Origin of the sequence: Chitinophaga filiformis (assembly GCF_900102545.1) — a bacterium.
Lineage (GTDB): Bacteria > Bacteroidota > Bacteroidia > Chitinophagales > Chitinophagaceae > Chitinophaga > Chitinophaga filiformis.
On the sequence record NZ_FNBN01000001.1, the window covers coordinates 1265571 to 1283377 of the forward strand.

General features: G+C 42.1%; 18 protein-coding genes. 9 read left to right on the forward strand and 9 right to left on the reverse strand.

Going from position 1 to position 17807, the window contains the following annotated elements; translation table 11 throughout:
• Positions 1-172 precede the first annotated feature (172 nt).
• The 6 genes from BLR32_RS05155 (at position 173) to BLR32_RS05180 (ending at position 6728) form a co-directional block, all read left to right on the forward strand.
• A complete protein-coding gene (locus BLR32_RS05155) occupies positions 173-868 on the forward strand; it encodes a LytR/AlgR family response regulator transcription factor (RefSeq protein WP_089829194.1) in 696 nt (231 codons plus the stop codon).
• Positions 869-968: 100 nt separating this feature from the next.
• Positions 969-3161, forward strand: coding sequence for a response regulator (locus BLR32_RS05160; RefSeq protein WP_089829196.1), 2193 nt, complete (start codon positions 969-971; stop codon positions 3159-3161).
• Positions 3162-3453: 292 nt separating this feature from the next.
• Positions 3454-4290: an AraC family transcriptional regulator gene (locus BLR32_RS05165; protein WP_089829198.1), complete on the forward strand. Its 837-nt coding sequence runs from the start codon at positions 3454-3456 to the stop codon at positions 4288-4290.
• Between the two features lie 173 nt (positions 4291-4463).
• Positions 4464-5060, forward strand: a complete 597-nt coding sequence (locus BLR32_RS05170; protein WP_089829200.1) for a hypothetical protein — start codon at positions 4464-4466, stop codon at positions 5058-5060.
• A 13-nt stretch (positions 5061-5073) separates the two neighbouring features.
• Positions 5074-5775 (forward strand): hypothetical protein, encoded by a 702-nt coding sequence (locus BLR32_RS05175; protein ID WP_089829203.1) that lies wholly within the window; start codon positions 5074-5076, stop codon positions 5773-5775.
• Positions 5772-6728 (forward strand): hypothetical protein, encoded by a 957-nt coding sequence (locus BLR32_RS05180; protein WP_143011364.1) that lies wholly within the window; start codon positions 5772-5774, stop codon positions 6726-6728. Before BLR32_RS05175 ends, BLR32_RS05180 begins: the two co-directional genes overlap by 4 nt.
• Positions 6729-6929: 201 nt before the next feature.
• Here the strand turns inward: BLR32_RS05180 and BLR32_RS05185 are convergent, their stop codons facing one another.
• Positions 6930-7514 (reverse strand): TetR/AcrR family transcriptional regulator, encoded by a 585-nt coding sequence (locus BLR32_RS05185; protein WP_089829207.1) that lies wholly within the window; start codon positions 7512-7514, stop codon positions 6930-6932.
• A gap of 165 nt (positions 7515-7679) precedes the next feature.
• Positions 7680-8429 carry an SDR family oxidoreductase gene (locus BLR32_RS05190; protein WP_089829209.1) on the reverse strand — a complete coding sequence of 250 codons (750 nt, stop codon included), beginning with the start codon at positions 8427-8429 and terminating at the stop codon, positions 7680-7682.
• 268 nt (positions 8430-8697) lie between these two features.
• Here BLR32_RS05190 and BLR32_RS05195 point away from each other — a divergent pair, with 268 nt between their 5' ends.
• Positions 8698-9093: a DoxX family protein gene (locus BLR32_RS05195; RefSeq protein ID WP_089829948.1), complete on the forward strand. Its 396-nt coding sequence runs from the start codon at positions 8698-8700 to the stop codon at positions 9091-9093.
• Positions 9094-9184: 91 nt separating this feature from the next.
• On the opposite strand, the gene BLR32_RS05200 is transcribed toward BLR32_RS05195, so the two are convergent.
• Positions 9185-10588, reverse strand: coding sequence for a DUF6055 domain-containing protein (locus BLR32_RS05200; protein ID WP_089829211.1), 1404 nt, complete (start codon positions 10586-10588; stop codon positions 9185-9187).
• A 238-nt stretch (positions 10589-10826) separates the two neighbouring features.
• On the opposite strand from BLR32_RS05200, the gene BLR32_RS05205 reads away from it, so the two are divergent.
• Positions 10827-12806: a glycoside hydrolase family 97 protein gene (locus tag BLR32_RS05205; RefSeq protein ID WP_089829212.1), complete on the forward strand. Its 1980-nt coding sequence runs from the start codon at positions 10827-10829 to the stop codon at positions 12804-12806.
• Between the two features lie 132 nt (positions 12807-12938).
• Here the strand turns inward: BLR32_RS05205 and BLR32_RS05210 are convergent, their stop codons facing one another.
• The 3 genes from BLR32_RS05210 to BLR32_RS05220 all read right to left on the reverse strand — a co-directional run bounded on the left by BLR32_RS05210 (position 12939) and on the right by BLR32_RS05220 (position 15504).
• Complete coding sequence (locus tag BLR32_RS05210; protein ID WP_089829214.1) at positions 12939-13313, reverse strand: VOC family protein; 375 nt, start codon at positions 13311-13313, stop codon at positions 12939-12941.
• 67 nt (positions 13314-13380) lie between these two features.
• Entirely contained in the window at positions 13381-14115 is a 735-nt protein-coding gene (locus BLR32_RS05215) for a helix-turn-helix domain-containing protein (protein WP_089829217.1), read from the reverse strand.
• Between the two features lie 153 nt (positions 14116-14268).
• Positions 14269-15504 carry an aminotransferase class V-fold PLP-dependent enzyme gene (locus BLR32_RS05220; protein ID WP_176842171.1) on the reverse strand — a complete coding sequence of 412 codons (1236 nt, stop codon included), beginning with the start codon at positions 15502-15504 and terminating at the stop codon, positions 14269-14271.
• A 159-nt stretch (positions 15505-15663) separates the two neighbouring features.
• On the opposite strand from BLR32_RS05220, the gene BLR32_RS05225 reads away from it, so the two are divergent.
• Positions 15664-16125 carry an Lrp/AsnC family transcriptional regulator gene (locus BLR32_RS05225; RefSeq protein ID WP_089829219.1) on the forward strand — a complete coding sequence of 154 codons (462 nt, stop codon included), beginning with the start codon at positions 15664-15666 and terminating at the stop codon, positions 16123-16125.
• A 44-nt stretch (positions 16126-16169) separates the two neighbouring features.
• On the opposite strand, the gene BLR32_RS05230 is transcribed toward BLR32_RS05225, so the two are convergent.
• From BLR32_RS05230 to BLR32_RS05240, 3 genes are read right to left on the reverse strand one after another with little or no spacing between them, the layout of a single operon-like run.
• On the reverse strand, positions 16170-16595 hold the full coding sequence (locus BLR32_RS05230) for an energy transducer TonB (RefSeq protein ID WP_176842172.1): 426 nt from the start codon (positions 16593-16595) through the stop codon (positions 16170-16172).
• Between the two features lie 58 nt (positions 16596-16653).
• A complete protein-coding gene (locus BLR32_RS05235; RefSeq protein ID WP_143011365.1) occupies positions 16654-17064 on the reverse strand; it encodes a hypothetical protein in 411 nt (136 codons plus the stop codon).
• Between the two features lie 17 nt (positions 17065-17081).
• Positions 17082-17762: a tetratricopeptide repeat protein gene (locus tag BLR32_RS05240; RefSeq protein ID WP_089829224.1), complete on the reverse strand. Its 681-nt coding sequence runs from the start codon at positions 17760-17762 to the stop codon at positions 17082-17084.
• Between the last annotated feature and the right edge of the window lie 45 nt (positions 17763-17807).

Genomic DNA, 17807 nt, shown 5'->3' on the forward strand with positions numbered 1-17807 from the left:
ATAATTCACTAACCGACAAATAGCACCACTTAACCATCAGTTTGGTGAAATAACGATATATCGTTACACCCCGTTTATTTAAAAACACATACGGTTAATAATCAATGAATTAATAATTGGCACGGAATTAAGGATCGTTAGACACCACAAAAAATTTAGTATATCAACCTATATGATCGCACTTATTATTGATGACAATGCCATTGCACGTAGCACACTCCAGGAACTGGCCAGCCAGATTAAAGGCGTTGTTGTTGCCTGTGAATGCGGAAATGCGCTTGATGCTTATAATTATCTGCAGGATAACCCTGTAGACCTACTCCTGCTGGATATTGAAATGCCAGGAATGTCCGGCCTCGAATTAATAAAGAACCTTGGTACTAAAAGGCCTGTGATCATCTTCACTACCTCCAAGAAAGAGTATGCTGTAGAGGCATTTGAGCTGAATGTGGCAGATTATCTCGTTAAGCCCATTACTCCCGGCAGATTTATTCAGGCCATAGAAAAGGTTCGTCAGATCCTGGACAGTAATAAAGAGGAAATGCGCTGGGAAAATGACGAATTCATATTTATCCGCGACTCCAACATTGTAAGGCGGCTGAAGCTGGAAGAGATCCTTTATGCAGAGGCCATGGGGGATTATGTAAAGATCTTTACTGCAAAGAAGTTTTTCGCTATCCATGTGCCCCTGCGGGTACTGGAAGAACGCTTGCCGGCTGCCCGCTTTCTGAGGATACACCGCTCTTATATGGTAGCGATTGATAAAATAGACACCCTGCAGGACGGAGCCGTACTGATAGGAGATAAGTCACTTCCGGTTGCCGATGCTTACCGCAAGGTACTTAACAAACGGATGAACGTACTCTGATCCTCATCCGTTTTAAAGGGACTCCCGGCTATCGTTTTTGCCCATTTGGCGAAAGCGGTTAACCGATATGACGGCGGCAAATGACCTTTATTGATTGATAATGAATAACAATCGCTTTACATACCTGATCCTGATTGCCTTTCTTGCCGGTACTCTTGTGCTGGCATTTGTGCAATATAATTCCTCCAGGAACATTGATCAATTGATTACGGGCAACCAAAAGCTACTCAAAGAGCTACAGACAGGCAACAAGTTACGCGAACTGGAGCGGGATATTATCTGGGTGGAAAGCCGTATCCGTGCTGCTATTGCTACCGACGATACTTCACATATAGAGGGTGTAGATGCTAAAATTGCTGAAGTAGAAGCTTTTGTCGATACTCTGAAACATATCAATACGGACGATAGCGCCGCCATGTATATCAAAAGGTTAGAATATCTGGCCGGCCAGAAGCTTCACAATAAGAACCAGCTGATGCATGAGTTTTTCCGGACAGGGAAAATGGACGACACCAGCCTGATCGCCAATCCACGTGCCCGGGAAATTTCCAATGAGATCAGCACCATCACCCGTAAGATCTATGACAGCCGCCAATCGGTGATGACAGCGCTTAGTAACAACATTAATGAAAGCAGTCGCAGGGCCAGGAACTGGGGCATCATCCTCATCTGCCTGATACTACTGACTGCGGGTGGTGTACTATGGTTCGTTATGACCAGGATACGTCAGCAACAACAACTGATCCTGGAACTGGACAGGTCTGAAAAGAAAGTGCGGGAAATTGCCATGATCAAGGAGAATTTCATGACCAATATGAGTCACGAAATCAGAACACCCTTAAATGCGATATTGGGATTTACCAATCTCCTGAAGGTCAGAAAGCTGGATGAACCCTCAACTGAGTTCGTCAATTCCATACAGAAAGCAGGCGAGAATCTGCTTACCATCATAAACGATATTCTTGACCTGTCCAAGATTGAAGCCGGAATGGTGAGGATTGAAGCCAATCCTTTCAGTGTAAGGGGACTACTCCATTCCATTCAGACACTCTTTAGCGAGAAGGTAAAGGAAAAAAAACTGGTATTACAGGGAGAAATATCGCCTTCAGTGCCAGATACCCTGATAGGGGATGCCACCCGCCTGACACAGATACTTGTCAACCTGATAGGGAATGCGCTCAAGTTTACCGAGAAAGGAGGCATCATCATTTCAGTAGATAATAAACAGAGCGACAGCAATACGATACAGCTCGGATTCACTATTACCGACACAGGAATCGGTATTGAACCTTCCAAGCTCTCTTCCATATTTGATCGCTTTCATCAGGCAGAAGATTCTATCACCCGTAAATACGGCGGTACCGGGCTGGGGCTATCCATTGTGAAAGATCTGGTTATGTTGCAGGGAGGAGATATCAGCGTTGAAAGTCAGCCAGGGAAGGGTACCACTTTCAGATTTTTCATTCCTTACACCATTGCATCCCGGCAAGTACCAGTACCTGAAACGATAGACGTCAGCCAGTTTAAGATTACAGCAAACCGTTCCGTAAAAATATTAGTAGTAGATGACAACGACATGAACCGTAGCCTGATGAGGCATCTGCTTACTGAATGGGACTTGTCTTTTGATATGGCCAGCAACGGGACAGAGGCCCTCGATTATCTGAAAAAAGACCGGTATGACTTGATCCTGATGGACATCCAGATGCCGGAGATGGATGGGTATACTGCCACCCGCCTGATCAGGAGGGAACTGCAGCTGGACGTGCCCATAGTTGCCATGACGGCGCATGCACTTGCAGGAGAACGGGAAAAATGTCTCAGTAATGGCATGAACGAATACATTTCGAAGCCGATCAATGAAAGGGAATTATATCAGCTGATCAGCCGGTTTGCCTCTATTTCTGCTATTAAAGAACGGCAGTACACGCAGGCAAAGCCAGTTACGCCGGATTACCAGTTCATCAACCTGGATTATATGAAAGAGATCAGCCGGGGAAATAAAGCGTATGAGAAAAAAGTGACCAGACAGTTCATTGAGGCGATGCCCGGGGAGATTTCATTACTCGAATCGGCTTTTCATAACAACGATATTAAAACATTAAGAAGTACAGCCCATAATATGAAGACCACTATTTCAATTATGGGACTAACGGAGCGCTTATTTCCCACGCTGGACGAACTTGAATCCGCTACAGAGATCGCTCCTCCGTTACTTATACATATTGATATGCTAAAATCATTTACAGATAATGCCCTCCGGGAGGCGGAAGATTTTTTCTCACAGGTGTAGCGTTAACCCGGTCATTCAAAAAGAGCAGTCCAATGATTGCTCTTTTTTTTTGCTTAAGCATCCCCTCACAGCGACAGTTTTTGCCCGTTTGGCGAACGACACTTCTTCCCGCTTTTCAATTAAGGTAGTTTTACAACAGCAACTATAACAGATCAATTCTGAAAAATCTAAATCCACCGGTTATGCTACAGCCTATATTCAACGCAGCCCGTGACCATTACCAGGGTGAGCCCGTTGGCTCCGGTGGAGTTGCTCAAGTATTTCGCCTCCTTAACGCTTAAATATTGATGCTATGAATACCACCAAACCATTTTTTGAGATCCATACGTTCGACGAGATTGCAGGTAATAATCAATTCAACAACTGTGCGCCGCATACACATGACCTTATTGAGATTATCTGGGCCGTTTCCGGTACATGCATGCTGAAAGTCGACATGCAAACTTATTCTCCCAAAGGTGACCAGGTATTCGGCATCATGCCTAATCAACGACATCAGTTTACGGCGGACAGTAATGCTGAGGGGTATATCATCCGCTTCAATGAGCTTTTCCTGCAGGAGTATAACTCCGTTTATCATGCGGATCTGCTCCTGGTACTGATCCAGTCAGCGAACGTCAGCTATAGTGAAGAGATCCGCCATGAGATGAAGGCGATTATGGATAAGCTGATCCAGGAGTATTCCCGTCAGCAGATCTACAGCTCAGATATATTAAGCCGGTACCTGAATATCCTGTTCATTCACATGTCCAGGCAGTCACATACCGCGCCTTCCACCAATCAGCAGAATCATAACATCAGACAGGCGAAACGGTTTATTCAATTAGTCGATCAGCAATTCAAGGCATACAAGAGGGTATCTGAATTTGCAGATCTTATGTGCGTGACTCCCAGTTACCTGAATGAAGCTATAAAGAAGACCACGGGGTATACCGCAGGTCACCATATCCGGCAACGTGTCATACTGGAAGCTAAGCGATATGCTGCCTATTCAGACAGCAGCATGAAAGAGGTTGCGTGGGATCTAGGTTTCACGGACATCTGTTATTTCAGCAAATTATTTAAGAAAGAGACAGGGTATAATTTTACGGATTTTAAGAAACGACAGGAGAGAGTTTTAGCTGTGTAACAGATAGGAGCACAACGGCGCTGTGGCTGGTGTGCTCCTTCTTTTTTATCCTACCCCTTACAACGGAAAACCCGGTCCCCGAAAGCAGCAGCTACCTTTTTTGTCAAACGCGTTGATTCCCGCCAACACATATAGATATTTATTCTATATTTGTTGCCTCTATCCCTTTATTTATGAGATTATTCCTATTGATTGTTTGCTCCCTGCTGATCAATGTTGCAGCAGGACAAGTGTTGGTTAACGGTCCTTCTACTGTATTTTCAGCGAATAGTATAAAGAGTGCCAATGATCAGTGGCCGAAAATTAAGCCTGCCTATAAGATTATATACATGCCGGTATTGTCTCTTTTGCAGCCTCTTGAGCCTATAGCAGATAACATCCCTGTTCAGCAATTGCTTGAGCAACAGGCGGCTAACGATGCAAAAGCCCTACAAACTGCTTTTGACGCGAAACAGGCAGAGATACTGGCTAATGCGCAGACAGAATTCGATAAGCAAAAGGATAAGACGCACACTATTGTAGTAATAGACAATTTTGCCAACACGACAGACCGGGCAGGAAAGCCGAAATATCTGTCGGGCAGGAAGTTCATTTTTGGAAGTGATGTAACGCCTGTTGTAAAAACGATCGTTGAAGGTTACACACTTAGTGCCAAGATGGATTTTACAGATAACAGCCTGGTAAAGAATGACGCATATTTGAAAGAGTATGCTAAATACCTTTCATCGATAGTGAAAACAGCTGGTACAGGAAAGAATACATGGCAATGAGAAAAGAACGTTATTGAATGCGTCCAAGGATCAGTCAGTAGAAGGTAAAGCTAACGCCGAATCAGTTCTGCAGAAAATAGCTTTAACCAATAAGGACAAAGCGGAAAGCATTAGAAAAAGCATCGCCTTCAGCAATCTTACCGATGCAGACTTTAAAGATTTGAACTTGTCAGGAGATGATGTTGCCATATTGACAAAGGCATCAGCCGCAAAAACGGAAGGCAAAGTAGCAGCGGATCCTATTGTTGAAAGAATAGGTAAGAGAGACGCGGATATGGCAAAAAAACTGCATCAGCTTGTATATGATGGACTATTGAAAGAAGAGGATTTCCAAAATCTCTATGAGATCGTCCCCGATGATCTTAGTGTTTTATCCCTTTATACCGGAGTAAGGACCAGCAGGAAATTACTGTATCTTAACTATGATGCTATAACTCAAACAGTTAATCCCGATATTAAACCACAGGATAAATTCACAGGCATTACCGCGCATGAAATGATGCATATTTACTTTGGCTATCAGAACAGTTTTTCAAGCCTCAAATGGGCCGTAATAAGGGATAAACTGGGTGCAGATAAATCTGTGCTCGGCACCAGCAGGTGTAGCGCAGGCACCGGACACGAGTACTATAACAAAGAAGACGAGGCAACCTGTGATGAACAAAAAAAGTTTTATAACGCAGACCTGGACAAACCAAAAAATGCATTCCCATGATAAAATGGCTTTCGATGATGTTCGCTGGTTTTCTAACTACCAGTACTTTATATGGACAACAAGTCAACAACGGAAACCAAATTCCTGACAGCATTCGTCGCCGGATTGTGTCAGAGATAAGCACCGCTATTCTGCGATACAGGGTAGATTATAATCCGGCTTTAAAGGAAAGCGACAAAATATTCAAAAAGGTAGGGAATGAAACCTGGTATAAAAGTCCTACCTGGATACTTTTTGAAGAGTCAGAAGAGTATGGTACCGTTGAGTTATTGCTGGATGTGACCCGCTGGCCGGAGGATAATCCTCTTCCCAACTATTATCTTGCTACAAAATGGGATAACCGTTTTGCTGTTAAGTATATTCATCCCCTGTATGGCAAAACCACAGATACCATCCGTTCTGCCAGGTATGATAGCTACAATAAACACTTTCCCAATGATGAGCGATTCCTTGTATACTATGATGACAAGGAAGGTATTATCAAGTTCATGAGCGGTAACTTCTTCCAAAGTGGGATAAATGGCCCCTGGTTTAAATATGGCACCACCCTCATTCCGGAAATCCGCCTGGCGCAATACCCGGTGGGAGAGCCTAGCAATTTCCTTGATAAAGGGGATACCACCATTTTTGTAATGCCTCATGCCCGTACCATTACAGGTGATGATCCTGGTGTCATTCTCGTAAAAGCGATAAATAAATACCCCTACAACTACATGGAGGTTATTTATTATAGCAACAGAGCGTCTCAAACCGGTGATAACGACAACACCCACTTTTACGAAATAAAACAGATCCGTGATTACAGCAGGGGGTATCCTTATACACCACAGGATCTGAAACCTGTTGTCCGCTTATTAAGCCAGGAAGAAATAGCGGCCCTGGAAGTTTATTATCATCAGCCTATTTACAAATTTGGCAGTATTGATGAATCTGGCGTTCCGGTTAAAAAGTAACAATTTTCAGCATCGGAAGCACCTGTCTGTAATCTGGATGAAATAAGGATCTGTCTTCGATATGACGCCGTATAAACAATGTTTTTTCCTATATCATCTACGTTCCGGAACATAGGATGGCATAGGAGAAACATTGTTTGTGCGGTACTTGTACCTGATTAAATCGAAGTTAATACCTTATCAGAAGGGGGGATTGTCTTATTATTGATCGAGTAGGGACAGGGTAATTTTCGTTATTTCACGGAGAGTATCGTAATCAGGACGGTTACGTCCGGTAACACGAAGGCCCATTATGTTGTTGTACAGGTTTTTAGCCAATGCCTTGGCTGGAAATTTCTTCGAGATTTCACCAGTAGACTGTCCTTCCTTTATCCACATAGCGAACTGTTGCTCCATCTCCTCCATAGTGGTTAACGCCATTTCCGCCACTTCTTTATCTACACAGTTCAGCTCCATATTAGCGTTTACCATCATACAGCCTTTCCGCGTCTTGTCTGTGACAATATCGTTTATCATATAGTCAAATACAGCACGGATCTTCTTTTTATAACTGTCTGTTTTAGTGAACTGTTGCTGCATTGCCTTGTCCTGGGAAGCCTGGTAGTTTTCAAGCGTTTTCAGAAATAGCCCATGCTTGTCGCCAAATGTATCGTATATGCTACTCCGGCTCAACCCTGTTGCCTGAACCAGGTCGTCCATGGAAGTGCCGTTATATCCTTTTTCGTTGAACACCTTTTCGGCCTTTTTTAGCACTTCTAATTCATCAAATTGTTTTGCTTTCGGCATTCTGCATTATTTGGAATAATCGTTCCGAAGTTACCACATTTTATGTAAAGCATGGCTGTAACGTACCCTCATGGCTTGTTATACCTCTGCAATTCCATACTAATATACTATGGAGAATGCAGGTTCGATTCCCACATTGCTCCATAGTACGCCTTAAACAATTGATTATAATGTGATCATACCCCCGTCAGCGATCAATTCTGCACCTATTACAAAGCTACTGTCTTCAGAAGCGAAGAAGGTAGCTATACGGGCAATTTCCTCAGGAGTACCAAATCTTCCCATCGGTACCTGTCCCACGATACTTGCCTGAACGGCATCTGCCTGCTCTTTCTCAAAACCGAATTTATCATAAAGAGGTGTTCTGACAGGACCAGGGCTAATAGCGTTCACTCTTATCTTACGGGATAATAATTCCGTCGACAATGTACGTGCAAGGGTTATTAATGCTCCCTTACTGGCCGCATATAGGGTAGTATTGGCCATCCCTATGTGACTGTTGATGGATGTGTTGAGAATAATGGAACCACCATCATTGAACAATGGTAATAACTGCTGAATAGTGAAGTAAGCGCTTTTTACATTGATATTAAACGTCTCATCGTACTGTGCTTCCGTCATCGTTTCAAAAGGCGCTAACTTGGCAACACCGGCATTGATAAACAATATATCCAGCGCTGGAAAAATAGCTTTTACATGCTGTTGCAGTTTAAACACATCTTCCATATTCGAAGCATCGGAAAGTAATGTAAATGCATTCTCTCCTAAAGACTGTTTCGCCTCCTCCAGAGCGACAGCATTACGGCCTGTGATGATCACTTTAGCGCCCTGTTGAATGAATTCTTTTGCAGTGGCAAAGCCGATACCGCTATTTCCGCCCGTAATGAGGGCTGTCTTATTTTCTAACTTTTTCATGATTTAAATAGTTTGTGTGACAGTCATTTGGAATGATCATTCCGATACAAAATTAGGCTATTAGGAACGATCATTCCAAATAAAACACCCGGGAAAATCAAAATCTTAATCTAGATTAAGAGGGTCTTAAAACCCTGGCGACTGCAATTGGCTGGTTGGCCCCTCATTTTGTCTATTTCCGGAGAAAGCGCTGTTCCCGGCATTGGTTTTAAAACATCTTTGTGTCACAAACAACAACAACAACAACAACAACATAAAACCAAAGATCATGAACACAAAGACAACAAAAACAATTTATTGGATAGGTGCGATATTCCTTTCATTATGGTTTGGTGCCAGCGGCTTTTTTGAATTGATGAAAAATCCAATTGTATGGGACATAACAGTACAGTTAGGGTATCCTCCGCACTTCATTTATATTCTCGGCGTAGCTAAACTTTCAGGTGTTATCGTTCTGCTAACCCCAAACAGATTGCTCAGATTAAAAGAGTGGGTATTTGCAGGGATATTCTTTGATATCATATTTGCTTTCTTCTCAAAGCTAAGCGTACTTGAGCCCTCAGCGGCTATTGATGCAGTAGTAGCGTTCATTGCTGTGACAGTAACTTATATAATGTTCAGGAAGCTGTATCCGGCAACGTATGACAACGTTAGTGTGGGATAAGATAATAGTGATGAAAACAGCAAAGGCCTGCATTCCTGCAAGCCTTTGCTGTCTTCCTGTTTTAAGGTTTCAAGTCCTCTTTTAAATCAGATTATTTTATAAAGGACTTATTAATAGTTGTTCCCGTCAGCTTGATCTCATACGGCCACTGCTCATCATTGCTGTCGTTATTATCATTTAAATGTTCCCAATGCTCTGTCGGTGCACCACTAACTACCAGCCACAGATAAGCGGTGTTTGCAGGTACAGTGAAGTTTACATCTCCAGTGGCACTACTATAAGTATCACCATATACGCGGGAGCCGTCTGTCTTCACAGCCAGAAAGCCATATCTCCAGCCAGCTTTGTCAACTTTGATGCTGCGAAATCCTGTTTGTCCGGCGATACCCTTAAACTGCAGCCTGACATTGGTACCGGCCGTTGGTACATCCAACCTGATAGCATTGTAGCCATAGTTCTGCGGACATACATCAGAACTGATCCTGTACCATCCATCAGCAACTGCGTTCACCTTAGAGATATGTTTGTTAGCATACTGTTTTGCCACAGCCTCTATCCTTGGCATATCCCAGGTTACAAACCTTCTGCTGGCATCGAACATTTCATCATTGAATGTCTTTTGATCTATCAGCGTAATCCGCTTATAGGTGGCAACCGGATCTTCGCCACGCTGAGCGCTTTTCCAAAGCTTCCCAACGAAATCCTTTCCACGTTTATTAGACCAATACTCCAATACATAAGGGGAGTGATACTGGTTGATCTCATGCAAAAAGGCATAATTGGTATACTGCATGAATGACTGCAGATGATAATTCTCAAAGGTCATCCAGGTAGGATATACCTGCCAGAGCATATATTGGGAAGTCATCTCAAAGATGGTTTGACCATTACTTCCCTGCGGAGAAGAGGTATAGCCCCAGGCGCCATCTGCATGAACATAATATTGGAAAACATGCCCCAGTTCATGTGCTACAGCACCGAAAGGCTCTGTATTAATGCGGGGAGGAGTGACCCAGAGTATTCCTACTTTATTCTCGGCACCACCGCCGTACGCTGTACCATCAGTAGAGTTGGTTACATATATGAGCGCCTTTAGCGTATCCGACACGGATCTTCCGCTTTGAACAAACTTTAATGTGTCTCTGTAATATTGGAAAAATCTTCCGCACTCCTGCAGTATCCGGGCTATATCAAATCTCTTATTAGGATCTGTATTGGTTGCCGGAGTAGCACCAAAGTCCTTCGCCCAGAAAGCTACAAAATCATCTGATTCAGCCCTTCGCATATTGCTGTAAAGGCTTGCATCATTGTTGTAGTCATTGTTGTTCGGAATGTTCCAGATGACTTTTGGAATATACACCTTCTTAGCAACCGCAAGCGCCCCGGGAGCTTTGGCAATAAGCGCTTTACCAGGCGGTTCCGAAGTGTCCTTTTTATTGCATGAACAAAAAATTGTACTGGCAGCTACAGCCAGGCATAGGATAAATTTAGTCATTTTGAGTTGGGTTAATGATTTAGTATGGTTTCAGTTGAGTACCAAGGTAGCGTTTATCAATGGCTAATTTTTCACCTTATTTAACTAAACATATCCAGATATTGACCCATTCTGCGTCCAACTTAGTTAGTGAGTTAATTTTTGCTTTTCATCGGTTAATATGCGCATAAACAATGGTACTAATGGATGCTATTTTTATACGGAGTAGCTCAAATATCTTTAAACTGAACAATTTAGAATGATTCAAAATAAACCTGTAAAGGGATTACTTGTATGGATGTGCTGTTTGTTTTACATTAACACATTTTCGCAATCTCCCATTTTACTTAAATCACCGGGTAATAATTTAACTATCGAAGTTAATACAAAAGATAGCCTGTCGTGGAAACTCATTCAAAAGAATAAGACGCTGCTGAGCCATGCGGTAGCGGGCCTCGATATTGAGAATAAGCCCTATATAGGCTTTAATGAACAGGTAAAGTCTGTTGAAAAGGCTTCTAAAAATGATATTATATATCCTACTGTTGCCATGAGGCAAAAGGCAATCAGGGATATTTATAATGAGCTGAAAATAACTTTCAAAAGCGGCAATGCAATTATCTTCAGAGCTTATGACAATGGCGTTGCCTACAGGTGGGTGACTCATTTCAAAGATTCTGTAAATGTAAAAAATGAAATTGTCGACTACGCATTTCCCGAGAATAACAGGGTGTTTTGGGGTATTGAGGAGAACAAACAGTTCCTCTCACATTTCGAGTTATTATTCAAGGATAGCACTATAGCCTCCTTTTCAAAAGAACAGCACTGCGGCCTTCCTCTTTATGTATCTTCTGCTTCAGGCGCAAAGATGCTGCTGACTGAAGCAGACCTGCTGGATTATTCCAATCTATTCTTCTTTGGCACCGGCAGCAACAAAATAACCAGTGGCTTTCCTAAGGTGATACTTAAAGAAAGCCTGGTCAGGGACAGAGGTACGAAAATAGAAAAAACGGCAGATTATATTGCCAGAACCAGTGGCTCCCGGCCATTCCCATGGCGTTTAGTCATGGTAGCTAATGAGGACAAAGACCTGCTTGAAAACAACCTCGTTTTCCAACTTGCGTCACCCAATGTACTTACAAATACCGATTGGATCCTTCCGGGAAAAGTATCCTGGGATTGGTGGAATGACAACAATATATATGGGGTTGATTTCCGCCCAGGGATCAACAACCAGACCTACAAATACTACATCGACTTTGCTTCCCGGTTCGGATTACAATACATTATCCTGGATGAAGGATGGACGAAAACAACATGGGATATTACGCATCCCCGGGATTCCATCGATGTTCCTGAACTGGTAGCTTATGGTAAAACAAAGAATGTCGGTGTCATCCTATGGGCCCTTTGGCAGCCTATGGATAAGGACATGGAAAATGTACTGTCAACCTATGCGGAATGGGGTGTGAAAGGCGTTAAAGTCGATTTCATGGCACGTGCAGACCAATATATGGTTAATTTTTATGAGCGTTTATCGGCCAATGCAGCCAGGCACCATTTGTTAGTCGATCTACACGGTGCCTACAAGCCTACCGGCTTAAACAGACGATATCCCAATATCCTGTCTTATGAAGGTGTAAGGGGCCTGGAAAACTACAAATGGAGCGATGATGAGGCAACACCTCCGCATGAAGTCACCCTGCCATTTACCAGAATGGTACTGGGCCCGATGGACTTCACTCCCGGAGCCATGCGTAATGCAACCAAAAGGGACTTTCATATTAATTTTGATGCACCCATGAGTCAGGGAACACGGGCGCATCAGGTGGCAATGTATGCGGTTTACGAAAGTCCATTGCAAATGCTGGCTGATAATCCTTCAAACTATTTACGGGATACCGCTTGCACCGGGTATATAGCAGCGTTCCCTACAACATGGGATACAACAGTTGCATTGGAAGGAAAGATAAAAGAATACGTTGTTATTGCGAGGAAAAAAGGGAATCAGTGGTTTATAGGTGCTATGACGAACTGGAGTCCGCGGGATCTGACACTGCATTTAGCCTTTCTGGATGGAAACAGGAAATACAAAGTAAAAATACTTTCCGATGGGATCAATGCTGACAGATTTGCGGAGGATTATCGTATTTCCTATGCGGAATGGGCGAAAGGGCAGGAGGTGTCCATTCATATGCAACCGGGAGGAGGGTGGAGTGCTATTCTGACCGAGGAGTAGTCAACAAAGAACATCAGTATCCAAATCCGGACAAGTGACAGCACCAGTTTGATGGCGACAATATTTTGTTTAGTCATCATCAAAATGGTGCCTGTCTTCCTCCTGCTAACGGTCCTTCAGTCCGGTTGTAATTCAGGAAACCTTAAAATGCGGATTATAAATCAAACCGATGATATTTCCCCAGGGGTCTTTTAATTTAGCCACAATGATATCTCCTCCTACATCCTGAGGCTGTTCATATTCCAAAGCACCCAACGTTACGAATCTGTTGAATACCGCATGAATATCCTCCACACCCCAATAAGCGACTACGCTTTCTGTTTTATCTTTTGATGGCTTCTCCTCTGGCTGGAGTCCCAATTCATATCCACCAATGTCAAAACCCACATAAAATGGCTCGTCAAAATAAGGTTGCACTTCAAACACTTTGGCATACCATTCCTTTGCACTATTAATATCCTCAACCTGGTAGATGGTTGTTCTGAGCCCTAAAATGGTTGTCTTCATATTGTTGATGAGTTTTTAACAAAGTTATGTCAGGTGAGGCGTAGCCTGTTTGGAAAAAAACGACAATTTAAATCAGGGAGGGCGTACTCCCGGTATAACGCTTAATTTCATTAGCCAGATGAGCATGGTCATAATATCCACAGTCAAATGCTATTGACAATAAGCTCTCCTCTTGCCTCCTGTGCTTTATTTTTGAAAGGGCAGACCTGAAACGTACAATGTTTGCAAATTCTTTCGGGCTTATGCCGATGTATCGTTGAAAATTCCTTTCCAGCTGTCTTTGGGTTGTATGGTTTTGTTTTGCCACGTAGTCAATCGTAACCTGTCCATTTGCCATCTCAATCGCCTTTATAATATCAAAAAGATTATGTTTAGGCCTTATTTGCCTGTTCAGAAAAAAGCTGTTGAGGTAGGAAATCGGAGATTGCCGGACTTTGCGCAGATCAGGAGCAAGTGACTGTTCAAATTCGATGATCTGGTCAGTTACTTCGTTCAGCGAAGTGAAGTTGTAAAATGATAAAAAGGCGGCTGGCTTAAATCTGACACCTACCAGTCTATTATCCGGATGCAAAATTGATTCTTTTGCAGTGGTCATTGTTCCGACCAGGTAAAGCTTCCCTGATTGCATTGTTAAGATGCCCTCGTCTGTTTTACAGTCGTCTCCCAGGTTAAAGATTAAATCAACACAGCCATCAGGTAAAATATTTGTTTTAATAGTTTGCTGTTCAACGCCTTCAACTATCCAAAAGGCATCAATATAGTTGACTAAATCATTGTGTGGTTTAAATTGGTGATAACTCATTTCCTGTATTTATGGCAAGGTCCAATTGGAGACATCGATGAATTATTTTACATGAAAGATACTATATAGGGTTTTAAAAGAAAAACAGCTTAACAGCTTTTGCTAAGCTGTCATTGGTGCTACTACCCAAATAATTACTTTATTAATTTGAAATCATCCCTGAGATTCTGACTTAACAATTCCGCGCATTGCATCTATAAACACATCAATTTCTTCAACAGTGTTGTAGTAATGCGGTGATGCGCGAATGGCCCATTGTGCTTGTTTTTCATCAAAATCAATAACGGCAAAATTACGGTAGCTGGGTACTACGTTTATTTTCCGTTCCTGCAATGCATCGGTAATTATCTTTGGCTGCAAGCCGGTAACCGTAAAGGTCACCAATCCACCTACTTCAGGCCCTCTGTCAAGTACTCTGATCTTATCAATACCAGATAATTGACTGCGAATATAAGCCGACAGCTGTCTTACTTCCTGCCATATTTTATCTTCGCCGATCTGCAAGCAATATTCAATAGCTTTGGTGGCACCCAGTACCAATGCATACGCGAATTCCCAGTCTTCATAACGCATTGCATCTGGTCGCTGCTTGTATTCGTCTTTTTCAATCCATTCAGCGCCGCGCATATCAATAAAAAGAGGTTCGAGTCCTGCTTCAAGCACCTTATCTGATACATACAAGAAGCCAGTGCCCCGTGGCCCCCTTAAAAACTTTCTTCCGGTTACACTCAGGAAATCGCACCGTAATTCCTGCACATCTATTTTCATTTGCCCTATCGATTGGCAGGCATCCAGGATATACCATGTCTTACCAGGGTGTTTCTGCGTATATGATTTATAAATGTCCGCAATCTGTTTAACCGGTTGAACAAGTCCTGAGTTGGTTGGAATATGCGTAATAGCCAGTAAGCGGGGTTGGAGCGTTATTAATTTTTGTTCAAGATCTTCCAGGTCAACACCTCCACCCGGTGCATTTTTTATTCTTACGATCTCGATACCAAATCGCTTCTTGCAGGACAGGAACTGTATCTGGTTCGAAATATAATCGTCGTTATCGGTAAGAATAATATCACCCTGCAAAAAGGGGATGGATGACAGTGCTCTTGTATACGAATCAGTAGCGCTTGCAGTAAAAGCAATGTTTGAGGGTTTACAGTTGATGAGCTTTGCCGCCTGTTCGTAAAATTGCTGAATAGCAGTATTACGCAAGGCAGATGCTTCATACCCGCCAATTTGTGATTCCAGCCTTATATGCTCCAAAACTGCCTGGGTTACAGGATTGGGCATAAGCGCTGCGCCCGCATTATTAAGATGAATAACATGGCTGCATCCATCCGTATCTCTTCTAAACGTAGCAAGTTCTTTATCTGAGAAAATTCTGTTTATCATTTGAGATATATGATTTTGTAATCCTGAATTTTTAAGTATTCCTATTATTTTCTTTTAAATTATACTTGCAAATGTATTTGAGGTTACCCGCAGAATTTGTGCAAATAGCGTTAACATGAGCTTTTTTTAATCAATTATCCGACCAAAAACAGGAAAAAAATGCAAGCCCTGGACGAATACGATAAAATGCTTTTAAGGCAACTACAACAAAATAATAAAATAACAGCAGATGAACTGGCCAGCGTTGTAAATTTAAGCGCAAGCGCTGTACAACGCAGACTGAAAAGATTGCGTGATGAAAAGATCATAGAAGCAGATGTTGCCATTATCTCCCCTGTTGTTGCCGGTATTTCCATTACCTGTATAGTGGAGCTGATATTGCTTGAAGGAAATTCAAAAGCAATAGATGGATTCAAGGCTAAGATGCAACAATGTACAGAGGTAATGCAATGCTATTATGTAACCGGCACCTACGATTTTGTGCTTATAGTAAATACAACAGACATGAAGCATTATGAGGAGTTCTCCAAAAAATGGCTAATGGACAATCCGAATGTGAAGCATTTTTACACACATGTAGTGATGGATAAGGTGAAAGTGGGGTATAGCGTTACCATATAGCACCAACTACTACCCAATTTTTTAGAGTCTAACACTACGCATTATTACTCCTGCAAACATACATTCATAGGCAGGTAGAACCTAACAGCTACTTTTCTGCCATCCTGCTTACCCGGTACCCATTTGGGCATTTTATCCAGCAATGCAATACCCTCCTTATCCAGCAAGGTATACGCTGATTGTTCTTTGCCCAGTATGCATTTATCTAACAGATTCCCTGCGGTATCTACTACAAAGGAGAGATTAATTTTTCCCTGCAGGTCAACTTGTTCTTTTGGATATCTGATCTTACTCAGGTATTTGGCAAGGGCCTCCTCTCCACCTGGGAAAGCGGGTGGCTTTTCGACATAGTTATATACAAACATCTTCAAGCGGGAATCAAAGAGGACCTTGTTATTCTGAGCCTTAAGACAAATATTGGTCATACAGAAGAGGGGAAGCAGGAGCAACAGCTGTTTTCTCGTAAACATAGGTACAATATTATTGTTTAAACAACACACAAAGAAAAAAGGTCTGAAGGCCATGCGCCTATTTCTTCCAGAGCGGTTGAATGTAACATACTATTTCTAACGCGAGTAATAAAAATACGTCTAAAATAAAAATATCCAGAAAACGGTATTTAAATGTCCAGCCTAATGGTGTCTTTTGATCCTTTGCCATCAGATAATCCATAAATATGTCAACCAACCTGACAGAGAAGAAATGTAATATCAGGAAGAGCAGGCTAGTGATCAGCAGATTTTGGATAATTTTTCCGGTAACAAAGAAATGAGCATACAGGAGCGCAGCGCCATATAATATCCAAAGTGTGCAGCTGTAAAATGGATTCGAATCAATGAAATAGACCTCGGTTTTATACATCTGAACAAAAGATACTAGTATCCATGTCCAGATGGCGAGTAATATTAAATTGATGGTGATAACTTGTTGCTTTTTCATGGTAACGGATGTGATCATTATGGACGAATTACCTTTTGGTAATATTCCAGCGCCTCCTTATCTCCTAACTGCTGAGCTAACTCCAATAACTTCTTTTCGATTCTACTATCGAGTTTATTGTACTCAAGGGCCATTGTCAAAACTGTGACAGAGAAGTGTTTGTAGTCTTTACCCTTTTCAATCTGACCCTCTTTTTCATAAGATTCTCCATAAGAAAATGCCAGATCAGAAATGTCTTCCAAATCCCGAATCGTTATCGCCTTGATTTCGTATGATGTATCAAGAGAGAACGCTTTGTCAATAGCAAGTTTACCATCTTTTACTTCACCGATATTGATTTTGCAAAGCCCCAATTCCCGGTATGACATTGCTGTCTCTCCATTGGTCCTAATATCACCCTCAAAAACTGAGATTGCGCTTTTAAATTGTCTATCTATATATAGGCTATGTGCCAGGGCATTACGAACGAGAGGACTTGTTGAATCTATTTGAAAAGCTTCCTGAAACCTGGCTATTGATTGTCTATTCAGGTCAGCAGCTTTTTCAAAATTACCATTATTCTGCGCTTCAATCGCATCAATATTAAGGGAAACTCCCTGATTAAATACTTTAAACACCTGCTCTTTCTTCGTAAGTTGATGTTTACAAGAACAAAATAATATGAATACAGCAGTAATACGGAGAGTATATGATTTCATAGATATTAGGTTGGCTTGCTAAAAATAGCGTTTAACAGCTATGGA